General features: G+C 61.6%; 17 protein-coding genes, 1 other RNA gene and 2 pseudogenes. 12 read left to right on the top strand and 8 right to left on the bottom strand.

Annotation, left to right across the window (positions count from 1 at the left end):
* Genes BCL93_RS14310 through BCL93_RS14300 form a run of 3 tightly spaced genes read left to right on the top strand, consistent with a single transcriptional unit; the run spans window position 1 to window position 3,737 of the window.
* Window positions 1–834, top strand: a complete 834-nt coding sequence (locus BCL93_RS14310) for a uroporphyrinogen-III synthase (protein WP_112055942.1) — start codon at window positions 1–3, stop codon at window positions 832–834.
* A 6-nt stretch (window positions 835–840) separates the two neighbouring features.
* Window positions 841–2,517 carry a uroporphyrinogen-III C-methyltransferase gene (locus tag BCL93_RS14305; RefSeq protein WP_112055941.1) on the top strand — a complete coding sequence of 559 codons (1,677 nt, stop codon included), beginning with the start codon at window positions 841–843 and terminating at the stop codon, window positions 2,515–2,517.
* Window positions 2,514–3,737: a heme biosynthesis HemY N-terminal domain-containing protein gene (locus BCL93_RS14300; protein WP_112055940.1), complete on the top strand. Its 1,224-nt coding sequence runs from the start codon at window positions 2,514–2,516 to the stop codon at window positions 3,735–3,737. The genes BCL93_RS14305 and BCL93_RS14300 overlap by 4 nt, the downstream gene beginning before the upstream one ends.
* Window positions 3,738–3,837: 100 nt before the next feature.
* Here the strand turns inward: BCL93_RS14300 and BCL93_RS14295 are convergent.
* Both BCL93_RS14295 and BCL93_RS14290 read right to left on the bottom strand, forming a co-directional pair.
* Window positions 3,838–5,112: pseudogene (locus BCL93_RS14295) on the bottom strand (ISL3 family transposase).
* 29 nt (window positions 5,113–5,141) lie between these two features.
* Window positions 5,142–6,521 (bottom strand): MFS transporter, encoded by a 1,380-nt coding sequence (locus tag BCL93_RS14290; protein WP_112055939.1) that lies wholly within the window; start codon window positions 6,519–6,521, stop codon window positions 5,142–5,144.
* A gap of 153 nt (window positions 6,522–6,674) precedes the next feature.
* Here BCL93_RS14290 and BCL93_RS14285 point away from each other — a divergent pair, with 153 nt between their 5' ends.
* The 3 genes and pseudogenes from BCL93_RS14285 to BCL93_RS14270 all read left to right on the top strand — a co-directional run bounded on the left by BCL93_RS14285 (window position 6,675) and on the right by BCL93_RS14270 (window position 8,600).
* The gene (locus tag BCL93_RS14285; protein ID WP_112055938.1) at window positions 6,675–6,944 is read left to right on the top strand and encodes a metal/formaldehyde-sensitive transcriptional repressor; all 270 of its coding nucleotides are present in this window, start codon (window positions 6,675–6,677) and stop codon (window positions 6,942–6,944) included.
* 261 nt (window positions 6,945–7,205) lie between these two features.
* Window positions 7,206–7,565: pseudogene (locus tag BCL93_RS14275) on the top strand (YkvA family protein); the annotation flags it as partial.
* A gap of 129 nt (window positions 7,566–7,694) precedes the next feature.
* The gene (locus BCL93_RS14270) at window positions 7,695–8,600 is read left to right on the top strand and encodes a cation diffusion facilitator family transporter (RefSeq protein ID WP_112055936.1); all 906 of its coding nucleotides are present in this window, start codon (window positions 7,695–7,697) and stop codon (window positions 8,598–8,600) included.
* 388 nt (window positions 8,601–8,988) lie between these two features.
* Here BCL93_RS14270 and ybiO read toward each other — a convergent pair whose 3' ends face one another.
* Window positions 8,989–11,343 carry a mechanosensitive channel protein gene (gene ybiO, locus BCL93_RS14265; protein ID WP_112055935.1) on the bottom strand — a complete coding sequence of 785 codons (2,355 nt, stop codon included), beginning with the start codon at window positions 11,341–11,343 and terminating at the stop codon, window positions 8,989–8,991.
* A 286-nt stretch (window positions 11,344–11,629) separates the two neighbouring features.
* On the opposite strand from ybiO, the gene BCL93_RS14260 reads away from it, so the two are divergent.
* Complete coding sequence (locus BCL93_RS14260; protein WP_112055934.1) at window positions 11,630–11,830, top strand: hypothetical protein; 201 nt, start codon at window positions 11,630–11,632, stop codon at window positions 11,828–11,830.
* A gap of 176 nt (window positions 11,831–12,006) precedes the next feature.
* On the opposite strand, the gene BCL93_RS14255 is transcribed toward BCL93_RS14260, so the two are convergent.
* The 3 genes from BCL93_RS14255 to smpB all read right to left on the bottom strand — a co-directional run bounded on the left by BCL93_RS14255 (window position 12,007) and on the right by smpB (window position 13,786).
* Entirely contained in the window at window positions 12,007–12,558 is a 552-nt protein-coding gene (locus tag BCL93_RS14255; protein ID WP_112055933.1) for an ATP-dependent zinc protease family protein, read from the bottom strand.
* 283 nt (window positions 12,559–12,841) lie between these two features.
* Window positions 12,842–13,222, bottom strand: a transfer-messenger RNA (tmRNA) gene (gene ssrA / locus BCL93_RS14250).
* 78 nt (window positions 13,223–13,300) lie between these two features.
* Window positions 13,301–13,786 (bottom strand): SsrA-binding protein SmpB, encoded by a 486-nt coding sequence (gene smpB / locus BCL93_RS14245; protein ID WP_092526476.1) that lies wholly within the window; start codon window positions 13,784–13,786, stop codon window positions 13,301–13,303.
* A 140-nt stretch (window positions 13,787–13,926) separates the two neighbouring features.
* Here smpB and BCL93_RS14240 point away from each other — a divergent pair, with 140 nt between their 5' ends.
* Both BCL93_RS14240 and BCL93_RS14235 read left to right on the top strand, forming a co-directional pair.
* The gene (locus BCL93_RS14240; RefSeq protein WP_112055932.1) at window positions 13,927–14,373 is read left to right on the top strand and encodes a type II toxin-antitoxin system RatA family toxin; all 447 of its coding nucleotides are present in this window, start codon (window positions 13,927–13,929) and stop codon (window positions 14,371–14,373) included.
* Complete coding sequence (locus BCL93_RS14235; protein WP_112055997.1) at window positions 14,360–14,680, top strand: RnfH family protein; 321 nt, start codon at window positions 14,360–14,362, stop codon at window positions 14,678–14,680. The genes BCL93_RS14240 and BCL93_RS14235 overlap by 14 nt, the downstream gene beginning before the upstream one ends.
* 49 nt (window positions 14,681–14,729) lie before the next feature.
* On the opposite strand, the gene BCL93_RS14230 is transcribed toward BCL93_RS14235, so the two are convergent.
* Complete coding sequence (locus tag BCL93_RS14230) at window positions 14,730–15,167, bottom strand: outer membrane protein assembly factor BamE (RefSeq protein ID WP_220086288.1); 438 nt, start codon at window positions 15,165–15,167, stop codon at window positions 14,730–14,732.
* A 72-nt stretch (window positions 15,168–15,239) separates the two neighbouring features.
* Here BCL93_RS14230 and fur point away from each other — a divergent pair, with 72 nt between their 5' ends.
* The gene (fur, locus tag BCL93_RS14225) at window positions 15,240–15,692 is read left to right on the top strand and encodes a ferric iron uptake transcriptional regulator (RefSeq protein WP_112055930.1); all 453 of its coding nucleotides are present in this window, start codon (window positions 15,240–15,242) and stop codon (window positions 15,690–15,692) included.
* A gap of 194 nt (window positions 15,693–15,886) precedes the next feature.
* Here fur and recN read toward each other — a convergent pair whose 3' ends face one another.
* Window positions 15,887–17,560 carry a DNA repair protein RecN gene (gene recN, locus BCL93_RS14220; protein ID WP_112055929.1) on the bottom strand — a complete coding sequence of 558 codons (1,674 nt, stop codon included), beginning with the start codon at window positions 17,558–17,560 and terminating at the stop codon, window positions 15,887–15,889.
* Window positions 17,561–17,784: 224 nt separating this feature from the next.
* Here recN and grpE point away from each other — a divergent pair, with 224 nt between their 5' ends.
* Window positions 17,785–18,375 carry a nucleotide exchange factor GrpE gene (gene grpE, locus BCL93_RS14215; protein ID WP_112055928.1) on the top strand — a complete coding sequence of 197 codons (591 nt, stop codon included), beginning with the start codon at window positions 17,785–17,787 and terminating at the stop codon, window positions 18,373–18,375.
* 202 nt (window positions 18,376–18,577) lie between these two features.
* Window positions 18,578–20,503, top strand: a complete 1,926-nt coding sequence (gene dnaK, locus BCL93_RS14210) for a molecular chaperone DnaK (protein WP_112055927.1) — start codon at window positions 18,578–18,580, stop codon at window positions 20,501–20,503.
* Window positions 20,504–20,588 lie beyond the last annotated feature (85 nt).

The raw sequence follows: 20,588 nt of genomic DNA, 5'->3' as shown, positions 1-20,588 counted from the left end.
ATGACGGTGCCGCGGGTACTGATTACCCGACCCGGTGAGCGGGCACGGCATCTGGCCGCCTCTATCGCGGCGACCGGTGCCGCTCCCGAGGCCCTTGAGGTGATGCGCCTGGAAGCGCTGCCCGAGACGCCGGAACAGCGCAGCCTCTGGCTGAACGTCGATGAGTTCCGGCGTGTGGTAGTGGTCAGCCCCTTGGCGGCCGAGTGTCTGGTTGACGCACTCGATCGCTACTGGCCACAGCTACCGGTCGGTGTGGATTTTTATGCGGTAGGTGCCGCCACCGCCGCTATCCTGCATGAACGGCTCGGCGTTCGTGTCCGTGTGCCAAGCTCTGGACGAGGCTTGATCGGGCACGACGCTGGCGAAACACGCCAAGCGCAGGGAGATACCAGCGAGGCGTTGCTGGCGTTGCCTTCGCTGCAGGTGCTTAATGAGCAGAAGGTGCTGGTGGTGGCCGGCGAGGGCGGCCGTCCTCTGCTGGCCGACACCTTGGCGGCGCGTGGCGCCCGCCTGACCCGTCTGGCGGTCTACCGGCGCGTGCTTCTCACGCCAGAAGCGAGCATGCAGCAACGGTTGGCCACCGGCGACTACGCCGCGCTGGTGGTGAGTAGCGGCGAAATCCTCGAACATCTGGCAGGATGGTGCCAACCGGCAGCGTTGAACCAACCGCTAATCGTTTCCAGTCAGCGCTTGGCTACACTGGCAGGCAGCCTGGGCTTCGCGGATTGCCGCGTCGCCGCAGGCGCCACGCCAGTCGCTCTGGCGGCTGAAGTCGCCAGGGCCTGCCACCTGGACGGTGCCGATGTCGATCATGACGATCTTGAAAAGGGCTAGCGACAGATGAGCAAGCAATCACACGATCAGGACGAACCGCAGCAGGCGCCGGGCACTTCCGCCTCGGCCGCCGCTGCTCAGAATGACACCTCATCGTCGGGCGCCGAGTCGTCGACCGCCGATGCGCCGGATACCCGCTCAGCGGATGCGTCCGGCATGGGCGAGACGAACAAGACGAGCGCACGTGGCCGCCCTCGGGGGCGTCGCGGCGGCAAGGGACGTACCTCGAACACGCGCGATAGCGCGAGCACCGGAGCTCAGCATGACGATGCCTCGCAGCAGGCGAGCGATCCGGCCGCCAGCAAGAGCGCCGATAGCGGGGCCGCGGATGCCAAGAGCTCTGATAGCAGCAGCTCGCAGAGCAGCAACAGTTCAGAGGCTAAAAGCCCCGATAGTATGAGCTCTGAGAGCAAGAGCCCGGATAGCAAGGCGTCCACTAGCAAGACGTCCAGTGACAAGAACACCGGCGCGAGTGCCGACGCCAAGGCCTCGACCGGGACATCATCGGCGAGTGCTGCGGCCTCCAAGCCAGAATCTTCCAAGCCATCATCTTCCAAGCCATCAACGTCAAAGGCCTCACCCTCCCCGTCTGCGTCGACAGCTGGTGGGACAGGCGGCACCGGTCAGGGTGGTTCGGCCACGGCTGCCTCAGGCAGGGGCGGCGGCGGGCGCCAGACCATCGGCACCGTTGCCTTGGTGCTGGTGATTCTGTTGGCCGTGGGCGTGGTGGTCGCTGGCTGGTTCGGCTGGCAGCGCCTGGAGCAACAGCAACAGCGCCTGGCACAGGTCGACTCCAACCGTGAGGCAGTCAGTGCCCTAGAGAGTCGCCTCAGCGAGGCCGAACAGGCCCGCGCCTCGGTGGATGACGCCGTGGCGAGTGTCGAGAGTGAGTTTTCCGACTACCGAAGCCAGGTCAATGACACCCTGGATCGCGTGCTCGATGAGCTCAATAGCCAGCAGCAGACCGATGAGCGCGAGTGGCTGCATGCCGAAGTCGCCTACCTGCTGCGCCTGGCCAATCAGCGGCTGCAGCTTGAACGCGACGTGGGCGGCGCCATGGCGCTGCTCGAGACCGCCGACAAGCGTCTGAAAGAGGCCGACAACCCGGCGTTGCTGCCGGTGCGCCGAGCCGTTGCCGATGAGCTTGCCAAGCTGGATGCGGTGCCGGATGTCGATCGCACCGGTCTCTATCTGACGCTCAATGCCCAGCAGGAGCAGCTTGCCAGCCTGCCCCTCAAGCAGGACGTGGCCGAGATCGCCGCCGAAGGCAGCATCGAGACGCCGCCCAGCGGCGACTGGCAGCAGCAGCTGAAGCGCTTTGGCAGCGAGCTCAAGGACCTGGTCACGGTGCGCCGCCACGACCAGGCCCTGGAAGCCTTGATCACCCCCGAGCAGGAGACTTACCTGCGCCAGAACGTGCGTCTGGTGATTGAGCAGGCCCAGCTGGCGCTGCTCAAGGAAGAGCCGGAGCTGTACCGGGCCAGCCTCGACAAGGCCGTGACCCTGATCGAAGGCTACTACGACACCGATCGTGATAGCGTCAAGACTTCCATCGCGCGGCTCACCGACATGCGTGGCAAGACCATTCGCCCCGAGCTTCCGGACATCAGCGGTTCTCAGCAGGCCATGGCGCACTTCATCCAGACGCGTTTCGATGCCGGTGCCCAGGGAGGTGATGCATGAGAAAGCTGATCCTGCTGATCGTCCTGGGGCTGGCCGTTGGCGCCCTGTTCGGACAGCTGATGCAGACAGTGCCCGGCTACTGGCTGGTCCGGGTCGGCGATACCTCGGTGCAGACCTCTTTCTGGTTCGGTCTGGTGCTGTTGCTGGGCGCTTTCCTGGTGCTGCATTTCGTGCTGCGGATACTGATGCGCATGCGTCGCCCGGTCAGCCGCCTGAAGCTGTGGAGCAGCCGCAACCGTAACCGCAACGCCATGCGTCGCACGGTGCGGGGGCTGGTGGCGCTGGCCGAAGGCCGCTGGAAACGCGCCGAGAAATCGCTGGTCAAGGCGGCCGATGATTCCAGTACGCCACTGGTCAACTACCTTTCCGCAGCCCTGGCGGCCCACTATCAGGGGCGCTACGAGCAGGCCGATACCTTACTCAAACGTGCCCACCTGTCCACCGAAGGGGCCGACACTGCAGTGGGCATGGTGCAGGCCCAGCTGATGCTCGATCGCCAGCACTACGAGGAAGCCCTGGCCACCCTGACGCGCCTCGACAAGCAGCTGCCCGATCACCCGCAGATCCTCAAGCTGCTTAAGCAGGCGTACCTGAGCGTCAGCGACTGGGATGGCCTGCGCCGGCTGATGCCGCGCCTCGCGAGACACCAGCTGATCGCCGAGGACGAACGCCAGGAACTCGAGCAGCGTGCCTATCGTGAGCTGATCGTGCAGGCCTCACGCAACCCCGACGACATCGAGCGGGTACGCAACCTGTGGGCCGACATGCCCGACCACCTGCGCAGCAACATCGAGCTGGTGGGGCTGTACGCCGAGGCGCTGGTGCGCGGCGGCGAGGAAGGCCTCGCCGAGCGCCTGCTGCGCCATTCGCTGAAGGATCACTGGGACGCGCGCCTGGTGATGCGCTATGGGCTTCTGAATGTCGATGCCTCGCGCCAGCTGGCCTATGCCGAGAAGTGGCTGCAGGAGCGGCCCAACGACCCTGACCTGCTACTGACGCTGGGTCGCCTGTCGCTGCGCAATGCCTACTGGGGCAAGGCGCAGGAATACTTCGAATCCAGCCAGCGCCAGCGCCCCAGCGGGGTGGTCTGTGCTGAGCTTGCCAGGCTGTTTGCCAACCTTGGCGAGCACAACAAGAGTCAGCTCTACTATCGCCAGAGCGTCGAGCTGCTCGATCGCTCGCTGCCTGCCCTGCCTCAGCCCAGCGATGCCAATCGCTGAGCGATCCCCTGTTTTGCTCTTCCGGGCGCCTTCGTGGCGCCCTTTTTTATGCGGGTATCCGGATTAAGTGGTTGATGATCTCTTCTGAGCCACCAAGACATTAATCCTTCCAAAGGGTTGATAGATCGATGCCGTAGTTCTCCTCAACCTCGAGAAGATCCATGCTGTAGGTCATGGTTGTCCTGCCCAGGAACGGGAATTCCTTGGCCTGTGGTGACTTCATTTTGTGTTTGGTGGTGAAGAGCATCCGGGCTCGCATTACCTCGAATGAGTAGCCCCGGCCATCGCGGTTCTTGTCCTTAGCCAGGCGGTTGATCGACTCCGTGAAGGCGTTGGTGATCGGTATGTCGGTCTCGAAATAGGTCAGCATTTCTTCACGCTAGCTACTGACGGCACTGACGAGATCCTTCCAGACCTCTTCCTGCCTCGTCAATCCAGCGAGCCAGAGCCACCTCGGCATCACGCCGACTGGCGCAGTCCCAAATGTGCTAGAACCGCTCCTTATGCTCGTAGGCTGCCAGGAGCTGAGGGAAGGCTCCTGTCCAAGTCTCCATGATTAGGCGTTCGCGGTCTGAGGCATCGTTTCAGTAGAATCTTCCGGTCGGTCCGTCGCTGGTTGGCCTTCAGTTCCTTCCTGAGGCCCTTGCGAATCTTCTCCAGGGCCTCGTTGGACATCCGCGCGACATGGAACTTATCGACCACGCTGCGAGCCTGTGGCAGTGCCGCCTGGGCAGCACGGCGGTAGGGCTTCCACATGTCCATGCTGACAATCTCGACCTCGTCGCGGTCGGTCATGCTCATGAGGCGCTTTGTCACCGCCTCCTGCTGGCGACCCGGCAGCAGGTCCAACAGAGTGCGCTCCTCCAGGTTGGTCAGGATGCAGCGGTAGCACCGGTTCAGGTACAGCTCATCAATCCCTAACCAGCGGGGCGTTTAGAAACGGTGCCAAGCCGCAAGGAACTCGGCCTTCTTCTTGAAGTCCGCACGGACGGTCTTCTCTTCAAGGTCCGTGGTATCGGCCAAATAGGCGAAGGGATAGTTGAAGGCTTCCTTCTCAACGTGACTGTAAAGCCTCTGCGTCATGCGATGATCGTCCACCATCTCGGGAAGCACTGGGCAAAATGTCTTTCCTCAGGCTCGGCAAGTGTAGCGGCGACGGACCGCCCATAGAGTGACACGCTTGCCGTGGAAGGGTAGATCTCGGTAAGCCACATTGCGCTTACCAAACCTGACGAACTCTCCCTCTACGCCGCACTCCTCGAAGGCCACATGGACCGGAGCTTCGACCTGAAAGTGGAGATCATGCTCTTCCATCTTTGTTGCCAGGATGCCGTATTCCGGTAAAGTGAAGGATGCTGTCAGGCAGACTGGTCATGCAAACGTTCCTTGTGCCTCTTTGTCATGTCACGATGGCCATCTCGTGTGATGACCATCGATCACAAAGGCGTGCTGATGCCAGCCTACCGGATGATAGTGGGGATGGCGATGCGGTTCCGGCCCCTCCCAGCCTTCATGCTCATGCTCATGCTGGTGGTGGTCGTCGTGGTAATGCCGATGGGTGTGCTCCACGGGAGCATGAGCATGCTCAAGCGCCATCGGGTCCCGTGACGGCCAGATACGGGTCGCGAGCACCGTCGATACCAGTGCGATCGTACCCAGCAGAGCGAAGGTCTCGATTAGGCCCACCTCGGCCCCTACCCAGCCGGCCAGCGGATAGGCCACCAGCCAGCAGCCATGCGACAGCGAGAACTGCGCGGCGAACAGCGCCGGACGGTCCTCGGGGTGACATGACTGCTTGAGCAGGCGTCCGGTGGGCGTCATGACCAGCGAGGCGCCGACGCCCAGCAGGAACCACAGCCCCATCAGGCCGACGAACCCGGGGGCGAGCAGGCCGAGGAACAGGCTCACCGTCATCAACGCGCCGCCCGCGAGCATGATCGGGCGTTCACGGACTCGCTCCAGTACTTTCGGCAGCAGCAGGGCTACCAACATCGAACCGCCTCCGACCGCCGCTAAGGCCATGGCCACCGCCTGCTCGCCCAGTCCCAGGGTAGAGCGGACGTAGACCACGGTATTGACGATCTGCATGGCGCCGGCGGCCGACACCACCATGTTCAGGGCCAGCAGCCCGCGCAGCCGAGGCGTCTTCAGGTAGATCCTCATGCCGTGGGAGACCTTAAGCCACACGCTCGGCGCCTCGTCCTCCGCCGCCTGGGGCGACGGCAACACCACCGAGACCACCAGACCGGCCGAGACCAAGAAGGCCAGGCCGTTGAGCAGGAACAGCACATCGAAGCTCATCACCATCAGCAGCGCCGCGGCCGCCATGGGGCTGAGCAGGTTCTCGAGGTCGTAGGCGAGCCGCGACAGCGACAGCGCTCGGGTGTACTGCCCCTCGTCCTCGAGGAGATCCGGGATCGTCGCCTGGAAGACCGGGGTGAAGCCCGCCGAGGCGGCGTTGAGCAGGAAGATCAGCACATAGATCTGCCAGACCTCGGTGACGAAGGGCAGCGCACAGACCACGGACGCCCGCAGCAGGTCGAGGCCTACCAGCAGGGTGCGGCGCGGCAGACGCGAGGCGTAGGCCCCGACTACCGGCGCGATGCCCACATAGGCAACCATCTTGATCGCCAGGGCCGTACCTAAAACGACCCCCGCCTGCCCGGCCGCCAGCTCATGGGCTAGCAGCGCCAAGGCGACGGTGGTTAGGCCGGTACCGACGAGGGCGGTAACCTGAGCCAGAAATAAATGGCGGTAACGACGGTGGCTTAGCACCTGAAGCATGGGACCTCCTCGAGGCGTTGCTGTCGGTTACAGACGGCATGCTGGGATAGAACGATTTATACACATTTACCTTTCTTGCAAGAGCTCATACTACCCCCTAGTATCGATATACTACCACCATGTATAGTTTTCCTTCTCAAAAGAGACAACCACATGCACACGATCAAAGACAAAGCGAAGCTGCTAACTCGTGTTCGACGCATTCAGGGGCAGGCAGCCGCACTGGAAAAGCAACTTGATAAGGAGGGAGATTGCACTGCCGTGCTGCAACAGACCGCTGCGATTCGCGGGGCAGTGAATGGTCTGATGGCAGCCATCATTGAGGGCCACCTGACTGATCACGTCGTCAGGGAGCCCGAGCTGGAGCAGCGGCAACAAGACTTGGATGCGGTGCTACAGGTAATAAAGTCCTACCTCAAGTAGGACAGAAAGAAGCCTGGCACACAGAATACTCAAAATGAATGAGAGTAAAGAGCAAGACCGCCACTTGCTCGAAGAAAAGGCTCAAAGGCACTGGCGCCGGTACCGAGATCACCAGCGCCTAGAGTGATTTCTGTTACGAGACGACTACAGTTATCCGCCCCGGCTTCCTCGCTGTGCTGAGCCCCCCCGGGACACTGGCCATGTTTCTTGTTGGACACCAGTATCGAGTAGAGAAAAGGGCCGATGACAACAAAGCCAATCTCGAACGCCAAACAATGGGTTCGAACGATCAAACGAGATATACACGCCGTCTGGCTTGCCGCTCGTGATCCACGGACTCCATGGCTCGCAAAGGTGTTAGCAGTGGTTGTCGCGGCCTATGCTGTCTCACCCATCGACTTGATCCCCGACTTCATTCCCTTACTCGGCTACGTGGACGACATCATCATTGTGCCACTCGGGATATTGTTGGTGGTGAAACTTATACCACCAGAGGTCATGAACGAGCACCGAGAAACCGCTGACGAAGCCTCTGAACGCCCGGTAAGCCGAATAGCTGCTGGGGTGTTTATCGCTATCTGGATCGTTTTCGCAACCTTCCTGGCAAGACTGTTCTTGTAAATATATCCAACCGAAAAGTGGCAGGTACATCCTGCCTTTTATCAGCGCGGAAAAACGTATCGACCCAATGGCTTGATAGAGAGAGCAGTCCGCTGGGAGTCTCGAGGGCCAATAACGAAGGAAGCATATATGTCAGACCACAATCACAGCCATAGCGGCGGCAAGACCTTGCTGTTCGCACTGGTATTCACCACAGGTTTTGCAGCTATCGAAGTCTTCGGCGGCCTGTTAGCTGATTCTCTTGCTCTGCTATCGGACGCAGGCCACATGTTTACCGATTCATTGTCGTTAGGGATTGGTGCCTTCGCTGCTTGGCTGGCCAAGAAGCCAACATCGCGTCAGCACTCCTTTGGACTCAAGCGCGCGGAAATTCTCGGCGCCCTGTTCAACGTGCTGTTTATGTTCGGGGTGATTGTATTCATTGCCTACGAGGCGATCCGCCGCATGGCAGATACACCAGCAGTTGCCGGTGGCATGGTTTTGGCGATCGGCGGGCTCGGTTTGCTGGTGAATATGGTAGTGGCTTGGGTGCTGATGCGTGGAGAGCAGACCATAAATGTTCGCGGAGCGCTCCTGCACGTGATGGGAGACTTGCTGGGCTCGGTCGCTGCGCTGGTTGCCGGGGCGATCATTTATCTGGGCGGGCCGTCCATTGCTGACCCGGTCCTGTCTCTTTTCGTCAGCCTATTGATTCTGGTGTCCGCGATTCGACTACTGCGTGAGGTGACGCACGTGTTGATGGAAGGTGTGCCAAAAGGAATCGATGCGCATGAAGTTGGCTGCACTCTCGTCCGGGTCGACGGTGTCTGCGCTATCCATGACATGCATATCTGGAGCCTGTCATCAAACAGCCAGGCTCTAGCGGCGCACATTGATGTGGAGGCGATGGGAAGATGGGAAGAGATACTGCCGCAACTGCAAAAGATATTGCGGGAGCGCTTCGATATTGAGCACAGCACTCTACAACCTGAGGATGCCGTTATCCGCCAAGCTTGTGATGCCGATCCCGATTGCGGGGCGGGTAATTTGAGTTAGGTAGACAATCGCCAGTGGGCCCCACCTGGGCTGCACCTAGCAGCACCAATAACTGCGGCTCCGCTTGATACCCATTACGTTTGTCCCCTTGGGGAGTAGTCTGCTTCTCAACCGCTCAGGAGCGCCCGTATCAACACTCTCGGCAACCTGCCGTGGTGCGGACACCTTTCGGTTGGCGAGACCATTGGCATATCCACGCCAAAGCCGGACGTGTGGATATGTCGTGGCCTCTATGCCCGGCTTGAAGTGTTTATGAATCCGTTCTCGATAGTAATGCTCGGACTTGCCATGGCTACCGGTGCTTTTGCCGCCGCTGTCGGTAAAGGGCACAAAAAAAGGGCCACCCGAGGGTGGCCCTGCATCGATCCTTGATCTATCCGAGTCAGGATCAGGACTCGTCGTTCTCGCCTCGGTAGTCGACCGCGGGAATCGATCCTTTGCCTTGCTCCACCGGCTGCTCATCGTGAGACTCGTCGTCTGTGTCGGCACTGGACCGGCGCTTAGCACGGCCTTCCAGGACGCGAATGTTGCCGGCCGGCGATGAGCCGTCCTTGTCCTCGCCGAAGTAGAGCGTGGTGTGCGGGAAGGGAATCTCGATGCCCGCGGCGTCGAAGTGCATCTTGACCAGCCGGTTGTAGGCACGGCCGGTGGCCCACTGGGTGCCCGGTGTGGTCTTCAGGCGCACGCGGATATTCACCGAGCTGTCGGCCAGGGCGATGACGCCAGCGACTTCCAGCGGGGCGAGCAGGTTCTGCTTGTGATCGTCGCTGGCGGCCAGTTCCTCGAAGGCTTCCTTCAGGCACTCGATCGCCTCGTCGATGCTCTCGCGATAGGCGATGCCGTATTCGCCGACGTGGTAGGCGAATTCACGCATGTAGTTGGACACGGTATCGACGCTGGAGAAGGGCACGATGTGGTAGGTGCCGGACAGGTCGCGGATGCCCACCGAGCGGATGCTCAGGCGTTCTGCGGTGCCAGTGACGCCACCCACGGTGACCACGTCGCCGGTATTCATGGCGTTTTCCACCTGGATGAACACCCCGGTGATGATGTCCTGTACCAGCTTCTGGGCACCGAAACCGATGGCCAGACCCAGCACCCCGGCACCCGCGATCAGCGGGCCGATATTGATGCCGATCTCGGACAGCGCAATCATCAGCGTCATGGCAATGATGGTGATAGCCAGGGCGTTACGGAACAGGCTCAGCAGCGTCTGGGCGCGGGCCGTGGGTTCGCCGCTGCCGGTTTCCGGGTTAAGGCGGTGCTCGATCAGACTGGCGAGCCCGACCCACAGGGCCATGGCCACGGTCACGATCAGCAGCACGCTGATGACCTTGGCGACCAGGCCGCGGCCCACGTCAGTGGCATACCAGCCGGCCAGGTCGAAGATGCCCCAGGCGCTGGCAGCGATCATGATCACCGTGATCAGGATCAGCGCCCGGACCACCCGCAGCAGGTTGGGCACGTAGGCATTGAGACGCGTTTCGAGCAGCGGCAGCTTGCGCTTGAGGTCTTCCGGCAGGCGAATGCGTTTGCCGATGGTCTGGGTCAGCAGGCTGGAGACCAGCATGCCAGCGCCGACCACTGCGAGTGTCTGCAGGGTAGCGAGCATCACGAAGGGCAGCGCATCTTCCGGGCGGGTGAAGGTCAGCACCAGCACCATCAGGAAGTAGGCGATCGCCAGCAGATGCCATACGCGGGCAAACAGCTTCAGCGAGACCCGGGTGGCACTCATGGTGGCCTTAGCGGCTTGGGCGTCGATGCCATCGCGCAGGCGCTGACGATTCTTGAGCACCACGCCTACCGCGTAAATGAAGGCACCGATCATGATCAGGGTGCCCACGCCCTGGCCGAGGGCCGGCGACAGGTAGTAGTTGAGTAGCGGTACCACCACCATCAGGCCGTAGCCGACCAAGCCGATCAGGCGGGCGATCCAGCGGTTCCAGTAGCTCGCTTCTTCAGCCGCGATGGGCAGCAGGCGCAGCCCCTCGTAGCGAGAGGCGAACAGCATGCGTACCCCGGCCTTGAGCAACTCGATAATCAGGAAGGCATTGAGGAACAGCGAGGCTCGGGTCGACAGCTCGCCGCTCTCGCCGATGGCGAAAGTGGCCAGCAGGTTGCCGCCCACATAGGCCAGGGCAATCACCAGCACGTCGACGATGGCGGCGATCGCCACGGCCAGCACCAGGCGCAGCACTGGCGTCATGCCTGTGCCCTGCTGGGACCAGTGGCCGATTGATGAGAAGGCCGGCCGTGCCAGGCGCCTGAGTGCAACGAACAGCACGAAGGCGGCGATGATCACCAGCCCCAGGTTTAGCGCCGCCGAGCTGAAGGCGTCCATGTCGAAGGGCTGTCCAGTGCCTGCTCCCTGGAAAATGCCGCTGAGAGCCGCCGCGAGCGCCTCAAGCTGACTGCCGATCTCGCTGGCGACAGTGCTGGTCAGTTCGGCCAGCTGGCGCGGCAGCGAGGCTGCATTGGCCTCCTGGCCGCTGGGGGCCTGAGTGGCGCTGGTCTCAGCGCTTGAGTCGGCTGCTGCCTGAGCGTTTTCCTTAGCGCTATTGGCCATGCCGCGCAGTTGATCGATCAACTGGGTGCGGCTTGCCTCGTTCTCGAGCAGGTCAGCCAGCGTGGAATAGGCGGGCGTTTCAGTGGGCGGGCTCTCTTGAGCCTGTGCCGGCAAGCCGAACAGCATCAATGCCGTCAGCAGCCAGGCCATCAAGGGTAGCAGTCGCAATTTCAGCACACATGCCTCCATGTAATGGTGTGAATGATGGGGGGCGCTCGACGGCGCTTTGCTTGGCATCACAGCATGCGCTGAGGTGAGCCACAAGATGTTGTCTGTAATGCCTGGGTCATGCAGTTCCGCTATAAAAGTCGCCAGATTGGCGCCAGTTGAGGGGTATCATCTCATGACAAGCCCCTTGTTATACAGAGATTGTACATCGTGCAATCAATCGTGCACTATATAATACCAGAAGTCGCAGGCGCAGGAGGCGCGCGACGCATCATGTCATCAGGAGGAAAGCGGTATGTTGGACGTTCGTCTGGAGCTGGAATGTTCGCTGTGCGGTGCCCAGCACTTTCGAATTCCCACGCGCGATGAAGATCGGCAAGTGGTGATCTGTGCACGCTGTCATAGCGTCAAATGCCGGGCAGATGACCTGGAATGGCGCATGGCTCAGGCCAGCGAGGTGCGTCGCGAGGCCCGAGAGGCACTCCTGGCCAGTTGAATCGTCTGCAACCGGACGCCCGCTTGGCGTCCGGCGCTAGGGCCTATCAGTCAAGATCGCCCGAGATACATCTTTTTCCAGCCGTTTCCGACAAGCAGTTTTTGGCAAGCAAGCAGTACCTTGAGCAGTATCTTCGACCACCCGCATGCGGGTGGTTTTTTTTGCCTGCCGGCTCGCTACTTCTCGTCGGCGTAGGGCACTGTCTTGGAATCCGCGTCGCAGCTAGGATCGCTGAGGAAGGTCTTGTCGACATCCAGCACACCCAAGTGGCTGATGGTGCGACGGCCCAGCAGCACCGGATAATTCATCTTGCTGCGATTACGCAGGCTGAAGTCTTCCTCATAGCGCGTATCGCCAAGGCAGATCGTCATGATGACGGTGGGGCGGCGCGAGGTGCCGCCGGCGCCGCGCAGCAAAAGGTTGCGATTAACCGGCCGCTCAAGTGTTTTTTCGAACACATCGCCGCTGTCTTCATCCTCGAGTTCGAGGCGAAAACGCACCCAGTCTTCACCGTCCTTCTCGAAGCGTTCAATGTCGCGGGCATCCAGCGACGAGGTCAGCGCGCCGCTGTCGAGCTTGGCCTTTACCTCGACTCCCCAGGGCTCGACAAACGCCTTTTCTACCCAGCCGAAGACCGGCTGGTCGGTGGTTTCCTGCGCAATGGCTGGCGTCAGGGTGGTCGTGGCCAGCAGGGCGGCCAGGGACAGGTGGCGCATCAAGGCAAACATCGAGCCTCCTCGGCATGGTCTAGACGCAGTGAGAGTAAATCAAAGCGTGATGGTTCCACTGCCAGCGGCCTAGAGCAAGCCCCGGGTGTGGAGAGCGCCGACACGCGGCTGGACTGAGTGCCGTCGGAAACGAAAAAAGCCACCCGGTGTGGGTGGCTTTTCTCTGGTGTTGGTGGAAGTGGCGGGATTGGACCCCGGGGTGTAGAGAGTGCCGACACGCGGCTGTACGGGGTGTCTCCGGAAACGAAAAAAGCCACCCGGGTGGGTGGCTTTTCTCTGGTGTTGGTGGAGGCGGCGGGAATTGAACCCGCGTCCGCCGACACGCACTCTTCGGCTCTACATGCTTAGGTCCGTCTTTTGATTTAACGGGCCTGGCTCCGACGGGCAGGATCCAGTACCGCGATTCTTCTAAGGTTTAACGTTTGGCAGGAAGACGCTACCAACCGCGATCCCATTATCTTTGGCTCTTATCCCGTCCGTCACGAATGGGCACGTAACTTCTGGGCCAGGCTAACAACTAACAGCTATTTAAGCTGCCAGTGCGCCCTGAGCGTAGTTGTCGTCGTTTGCGACTATTTAGTCGTGATGTTGGATTTACGAGATACATCACGCTCTCGGCATGCACCTAGGAGGTTGTCATCGGCGTCGAAGCCATGTCGCCCCCGTGGAACGTCTTTAGTTTAACAGGTGGGGCCATCTTTACGCCAGTTCAAGGTGTTGCGAGCGCAAAAAGAAGGCCGCCTTACTTGGCGTCGCGCATGATACGTGCCTTCTGCCGATTCCAGTCGCGCTCCTTCTCGGTGGCTCGCTTGTCATGCTGCTTCTTGCCCGTCACCAGCGCCAGCTCGCACTTGATCAGGTTCTGCTTCCAGTACAGCTTGAGAGGCACGCAGGTGTGTCCCTTGTCCTGGGTGCGCGAGAAGATCTTGGCGATCTCCTTGCGATGCAGCAGCAGCTTGCGGGTCCGCGTCGGATCGGCCAGCTCGTGTGTGCTGATGGTATTGAGCGGCGTGATGTGACTGCCCAGCAGCCAGGCCTCGCTGTTCTTGATCAGGATATAGGTGTCGGTGAGCTGAGCCTTGCCCGCGCGCAGACTTTTTACTTCCCAGCCGGACAGGGCCAGACCGGCCTCGAAGGTCTCATCGATGTGATACTCGAATCGCGCCTTCTTGTTCTGGGCGATGACGTTGCTGCTCGGGCCCTTGCCCTTGCCTTTTTTATTGGCCATGGAACCTCTGTCTCGATATGCCTCGGTGTTCGCTTCACTGCGTTGGATGGTAGGTGGGGGGAAGCGTGATACCATTCAAGGCCTGACGAATTAACCGCTCATGATACGCCCAAGCCCCTGTAAAGTCAGCGGAGAGGTAGATGCCAACGGTCAATCGGTCCGCCCTGGTGCGGCATTCCCCCCAGGCGATGTTCGACCTGGTCAATGATTTCGAACGCTACCCGGAGTTCCTGCCGGGTTGTCGACGGGCCCGTCTGATCGAGTCCGATACGGAGCACCTTGTTGGTGAGTTGACGCTTGCCAAGGCCGGCGTCGAGCAGAGCTTCACCACTCGCAATGACCTCTACAGCCCGGAGCGCATCGAGCTGTCGCTGGTGCAGGGCCCGTTCCGTCGCCTGCGCGGACGCTGGCTGTTCACGCCGATGGGTGAACAGGCCTGCAAGGTCAGCTTGGAGATGGAGTTCGAGTTCGCCAACCGCCTGATGGGCATGGCTTTTGGCAAGCTCTTCCAGCAGGTGGCCGGTCAGTTGGTCGATTCCTTTTCGCGCCGCGCCAACGACCTCTATGGCGGCGATGGACGCTACTGAGGCCAAGGCGATTCGGGTCGAGGTGGCCTATGCGCTGCCGGCACGCCAGAAGATCGTCGAGATGGACGTGCCGTTCGGCACCACGGCTCGCCAGGCGGTGTCGATGGCGGAGCTTGGGCGCTACTTTCCCGATGTGCCGGCGGCGGAGTTTCTGGAGGCGAACCTGGGGATCTTCGGCAAGGCACTGCGTGACCCCGAGAGCCAGGCCCTGCGCGAGGGGGATCGGGTCGAGGTCTATCGGCCGCTGAAGATCGACCCTAAGGCCGCGCGTGCAGCACGCGCGGCCAAGGCGGCTAAGTCCCGCTAGAGCATGACCTGCCTGTAACGAACGCTATTCGCTCATCCTTCCCGCAGCGTTATTCGATCGGCGTGCCCACCGTGGGCGCGTTGCCCGGGCGCAGCGGCGCCGAATCGGTCTCGGGCATGTTGTCGGGGCCCATGCCCGGCTGAGCGGTGAAGTCCAGCGCCTCGTCGAAATCGCCGCTCATGCTCATGTCGGCCAGCCGGTTGTTCTCGAAGCTCAGGGTCACGCGGCGCTTATCTACACCGCCGTAGGCCTTGTCGAGGCGGAACAGGTAATCCCATTCGTCGTCATCGAAGGGAGCCTCGAGCAGCGGACTGCCCATGATCTCCTTGACCTGGCTACGGCTCATGCCGGGCTGAAGTTGGCTGACGGCTTCCTGAGTCACCAGGTTGCCCTGAACCAGATCGCGCTTGTAAACGCCCAGATAGCTGCACCCGGTGACTAGCGTCAGGGTCAGCGAAAGGGTGACCATTTTTATCAACTTTTGCATTTGCGCCTGTTCTTCACTATCGTGGATTCGGTCGATCATACCCGACCCTACACGTTACTGCGAAGAGCAACCATGGCCGACCAGAACCATGAACTGCGCAAGGCGGGCCTCAAGGTCACACTGCCGCGCGTCAAGATACTGCAGATCCTCGAGAATGCCCCCGATCAACATCACCTGAGCGCAGAAGACGTCTATAAGGCGTTGCTGGAAGCAGGCGAAGATGTAGGGCTTGCCACCGTCTATCGCGTACTGACTCAGTTCGAGTCCGCGGGCTTGGTGGTGCGCCACAACTTCGACGGCGGTCACGCGGTCTTCGAGCTGTCTCACGATGAACACCATGACCATATGGTGTGCCTTGAGAGCGGCGAGATCATCGAGTTCTATGATGAACAGATCGAGCGTCGCCAGCAGGAAATCGTCGACGAGCATGGCTATGAGCTCGTTGACCATGCGCTGGTGCTCTATGTGAGGCCCAAGGGCTCCAGGGCCACGCGCCAGGAAAGTCCTAATTCCAAGAAATCCTAAGAACAAGGCCTAGTAGGCAGTTCTTGGTAAGTCTGCGATGAGCAGTGCTCGCTGCGCCTGAGCCTGCACGCGACGTATTTCACGACAACGCCGACCCTTCAGGGTCGGCGTTGTCGCGTCTGGCTGCTTTGTATGGCAACGAGTAAGGGCAATAAGCTATTGCACGTGTTGTCCTTGCGAGAGAGGTGCTGGCGCTAGTGGTGCGGGCGCTGGCTGGCGTCGAGCATTTCTCGGGCGTGCGCCAGGGTGCGCTCGGACAGGTTGACGCCGCCCAGCATGCGGGCCAATTCGCTGATGCGGCCCCCTTCGTCGAGCAGCGCCATGCGGGTCTGGGTGCTGTCGCGTTTGGCCTGTTTCTCGATATGCAGGTGCTGGTGCGCCTGGGCGGCTACCTGGGGCAGGTGGGTCACTGTCATTACCTGGCCGCTGGTGCCGAGCCGCTTGAGTAGCTGACCGACGATTTCGGCGGTGGCACCGGAGATGCCGACGTCGACCTCATCGAACACCAGAGTGGGAATCGTCGAGTGGCTGGCGGCTACCACCTGGATGGCGAGGCTAATGCGCGACAGCTCGCCGCCGGAGGCGACCTTGGTCAGCGCTCGTGCCGGCTGCCCCGGGTTGGCGCTGATCAAGAACTGCACGCGATCGAGGCCATCCGGTGCCGGGCTGGTGCGCTCCTCGAGAGCTACCTCGAAGCGCGCCTTGCCCATGGCCAGGAAAGCCAGTTGGCCCTGCACTTCCTTGCCGAAGCGCTTGGCTGCCTTGCGGCGTGCCTCGCTGACGTCCTTGGCCTGTTTTCGCCACTGCTCGCGCAGGGTCTCGACTTCGGCGCTGAGCGCTTCGATATCGTGCTCGCCGCCATCCAGACCCTCGAGCTCTTCGCGCAGCCGCTGATGCAGGGCGGTCATTTCCTCGGGCATCACATGATGCTTGCGGGCAATGCGGTGCACTTCGCCAAGGCGATGGTCGACCTGAGACAGGCGCTCCGGGTCGAGCTCGGTGGCGTCGGCGAAGCGTGCCAGCTCCCGGGCGGCTTCTTCAATCTGAATGCGCGCGCTGTCGAGCATGCCGAGTGCCTCGGCCAGGGCGCCTTTTTCGCTGCCGGGCAGAGGGGAAAGGTGGCTCATGGCCTGGTTGAGCAGGGTCAGAGCCCCGCCTTCGTCACTTTCGCAGCACTCGCTGGCGAACTGGCTCTCGCGCAGGTGTTCTTCGGCATGGGCGAGGCGTTCCTGCTCTTCCTCGAGCTCGGCGAGCTCGCCCTCGGCCAGCGCCAGCTGGTCGAGTTCTTCGACCTGATAGCGCAGCAGCTGGCGACGGGCCTGGATCTCGTCGCCGTCCTCGGCGAGGCGCTTAAGCTGCCTGCGGCTCGACTGCCAGGCCCGGAACGTCTCGGCCAGTTGGGTCACGGCGGGGCGATGGCCGGCAAAATCGTCGAGCAGGCGCAGGTGCGTATCCTCGTTCAAAAGCGCCTGATGGGCATGCTGGCCGTGAATCTCGATCAGATGCTCGCCGAGCGCCTTGAGATCGGCGATGGTCGCTGGCTGGCCGTTGATCCATGCCTTGGAGCGGCCACCCTTGGTGATGACCCGGCGCAGCAGGCAGTCGTCGGCGGGCAATTCACGGGCATCCAGCCAGTCGCGGCCAGCCGGCAGGTCAGCGATATCGAAGCGGGCGCTGAGGTCGGCGCGTTCGGCGCCGTGGCGCACGCTGCCGGCATCGGCGCGCTCGCCGAGGCAAAGCCCCAGGGCGCCGAGCAGAATCGATTTGCCGGCGCCGGTTTCGCCGGTGATGGCGGTCATGCCGCCCTGAAGCTCCAGGTCGAGTCGCTCGACAATGGCAAAGTCCTGAATGGCAAGCTGCACCAGCATGGCTGTCTCCCGCACGTGATGGGTAATGTCCCGCCGTCTCGCGTCGTGGTCTGTGCGTTTATACAGTAGTCTATGCCCCCCTTCAATTGCCAGCGCAAACGCTGCCTCGTCATGCCTTGAGTTCGCCGTGACCATCCCCATATAGGCGTGAGTTCACCCATACAGTTGACCCATTCAGCTGCCAGGGCGGCCTTGGGCCGCCTTTCGACGTCAGGAGATGCTTCATGGCCAAAGAACCTCAGACGCCATCACAGCAAGACGAGGCCGAGCACAGCACGCTCGAGGAAGAAATTCATGACACCGTCGAGGCCATCGAGCCCGAGAGCGAAGCCGTCGACAACGCCGAGGCCGACGTGCTGGCCGCGAAGGTCGAAGAGCTCGAAGAGAGCCTGAAAGAGGCCAAGGATCAGCAGCTGCGCGCCGCGGCCGAAGCGCAGAACGTGCGTCGCCGTGCCGAGCAGGATGTCGACAAGGCGCGCAAGTTCGCGCTGGAAAAGTTCGTCAAGGAACTGCTGCCGGTCATCGACAGCCTCGAGAAGGCCCAGGAAGCCATGGAAGACGGCGCCAGCGAGTCGCACCGCGAGGGCGTGGCGATGACCCTCAAGCTGCAACAGGACGTGCTGGGCAAGTTTGGGGTTGAGGTCGTTGACCCGCAGGGCGAGCCGTTCGACCCGCAGTTCCATGAGGCGTTGACCATGGTGCCGTCGCCCGATGTCGAGCCCAACTCGGTCATCGAGGTGATGCAGAAGGGCTACCTGCTCAATGGTCGCCTGGTTCGCCCGGCGATGGTCGTGGTCAGCCAAGCTGCCAGCTGATCGCGGGCAGGCGCCCCCTGCTTGGGGTGCGCCCGCCTAGCCAAGGCAGAAATAAAGACGTCAGCAACATCTACGTCAGTAAAACAGGATAGGTCGTCAAAAATAGGGCTTGAAATGATCTCAGCGGCCCCCACATAGACGACAACCCCGCGGCATTTGTCGCGAGTAACGAATCAAAGCAACGACTTTTCGAGGATTTCCTATGGGACGCATCATCGGTATTGACCTGGGGACAACCAACTCCTGTGTCGCCGTTCTCGACGGCGACAGCGCCAAAGTCATCGAGAACGCTGAAGGTGGCCGCACCACGCCGTCCATCATCGCCTACACCGATGATGGCGAGACGCTGGTAGGTCAGGCGGCCAAGCGCCAGGCCGTCACCAATCCGCAGAACACCCTGTACGCCATCAAGCGCCTGATCGGTCGTCGCTTCAAGGACGATGTCGTCCAGAAGGACATCAAGATGGTGCCCTACACCATCACCGAAGCCGACAATGGCGACGCCTGGGTGCAGGTGAAGGACAAGAAGCTGGCACCGCCGCAGGTCAGCGCCGAAGTCCTGAAGAAGATGAAGAAAACCGCCGAGGACTACCTGGGCGAAGAAGTGACCGAAGCGGTGATCACCGTGCCGGCCTACTTCAACGACTCTCAGCGTCAGGCTACCAAGGACGCGGGTCGCATCGCCGGCCTCGAGGTCAAGCGCATCATCAACGAGCCGACCGCAGCTGCTCTGGCCTACGGCATGGACAAGGCGCGCGGCGACAAGACCATCGCGGTCTATGACCTGGGTGGCGGCACCTTCGATATCTCCATCATCGAAGTGGCCGACGTCGACGGCGAAACCCAGTTCGAAGTGCTCGCCACCAACGGCGATACCTTCCTGGGCGGCGAAGACTTCGACATGCAACTGATCAACTACCTTGTCGATCAGTTCAAGTCCGATAGCGGCATCGACCTGTCCGGCGACAACCTGGCCATGCAGCGCCTCAAGGAAGCCGCCGAGAAAGCCAAGATCGAGCTGTCCAGCGCCCAGCAGACCGACGTCAATCTGCCCTACATCACCGCTGACAACACCGGTCCCAAGCACCTCAACGTCAAGGTGACCCGTGCCAAGCTCGAGTCGCTGGTCGAGGATCTGGTCAAGCGCTCCATGGGCCCCTGCAAGACCGCCCTGTCCGATGCCGGCCTTTCCTCTTCCGAGATCGACGACGTGATCCTGGTGGGCGGTCAGACCCGCATGCCGATGGTGCAGAAGCAGGTCGCCGAGTTCTTCGGCAAGGACGCCCGCAAGGACGTCAACCCGGACGAAGCCGTGGCCGTGGGTGCTGCTATCCAAGGCGGCGTGCTGGGCGGTGACGTCAAGGACGTGCTGCTGCTCGACGTGACCCCGCTGACGCTGGGCATCGAGACCCTCGGCGGCGTGATGACGCCGCTGATCGAGAAGAACTCGACCATCCCGACCAAGAAGACCCAGACCTTCTCGACCGCGGATGACAACCAGACGGCCGTGACCATTCACGTCCAGCAGGGCGAGCGCAAGCAGTCCAGCGGCAACAAGTCCCTGGGTCGTTTCGACCTCAGCGACATTCCGCCGGCACCGCGCGGCGTGCCGCAGATCGAAGTCGCCTTCGACCTCGACGCCAACGGCATCCTGAACGTGTCCGCCAAGGACAAGGCCACCGGCAAAGAGCAGTCGATCGTGATCAAGGCCTCCAGTGGCCTGTCCGAGGAAGAAGTCGAGCAGATGGTCCAGGACGCCGAGGCCCACGCCGACGAGGACAAGAAGTTCGAGGAGCTGGTCCAGCTGCGTAACCAAGCCGACGGCATGGTTCACGCCGCCAAGAAGACCATCGAGGAAGCCGGCGACAAGGCGACCGACGATGAGAAGCAGAAGATCGAAACGGCCATCGCCGAGCTGGAAGAAGCCTCCAAGGGCGACGATCAGGAAGCCATCCAGGCCAAACTGGATGCCCTGACCGAAGCCTCCGGTGCGCTGGCGCAGAAGATGTACGCCGAACAGGCCGAAGGCGAGCAGGCCGAGGCCGGCGCCGAGGCGGGTGCCAAGCAGGAAGATGACGTGGTCGACGCCGAGTACGAAGAAGTCAACGACGACCAGAAAAAGCAGTAAACCACGACATCTGAATGACGGATGACGCCAGCGCGGGAGCCTGACTCCCGCGTTGGTGTTTCCGCACTGTCGCTACGGAGGCGGA

This window comes from Onishia taeanensis, assembly GCF_003268885.1.
In the GTDB taxonomy this organism is placed as follows: Bacteria; Pseudomonadota; Gammaproteobacteria; order Pseudomonadales; family Halomonadaceae; genus Onishia; species Onishia taeanensis_A.
This window is presented reverse-complemented; position numbering and strand designations above follow the sequence as displayed.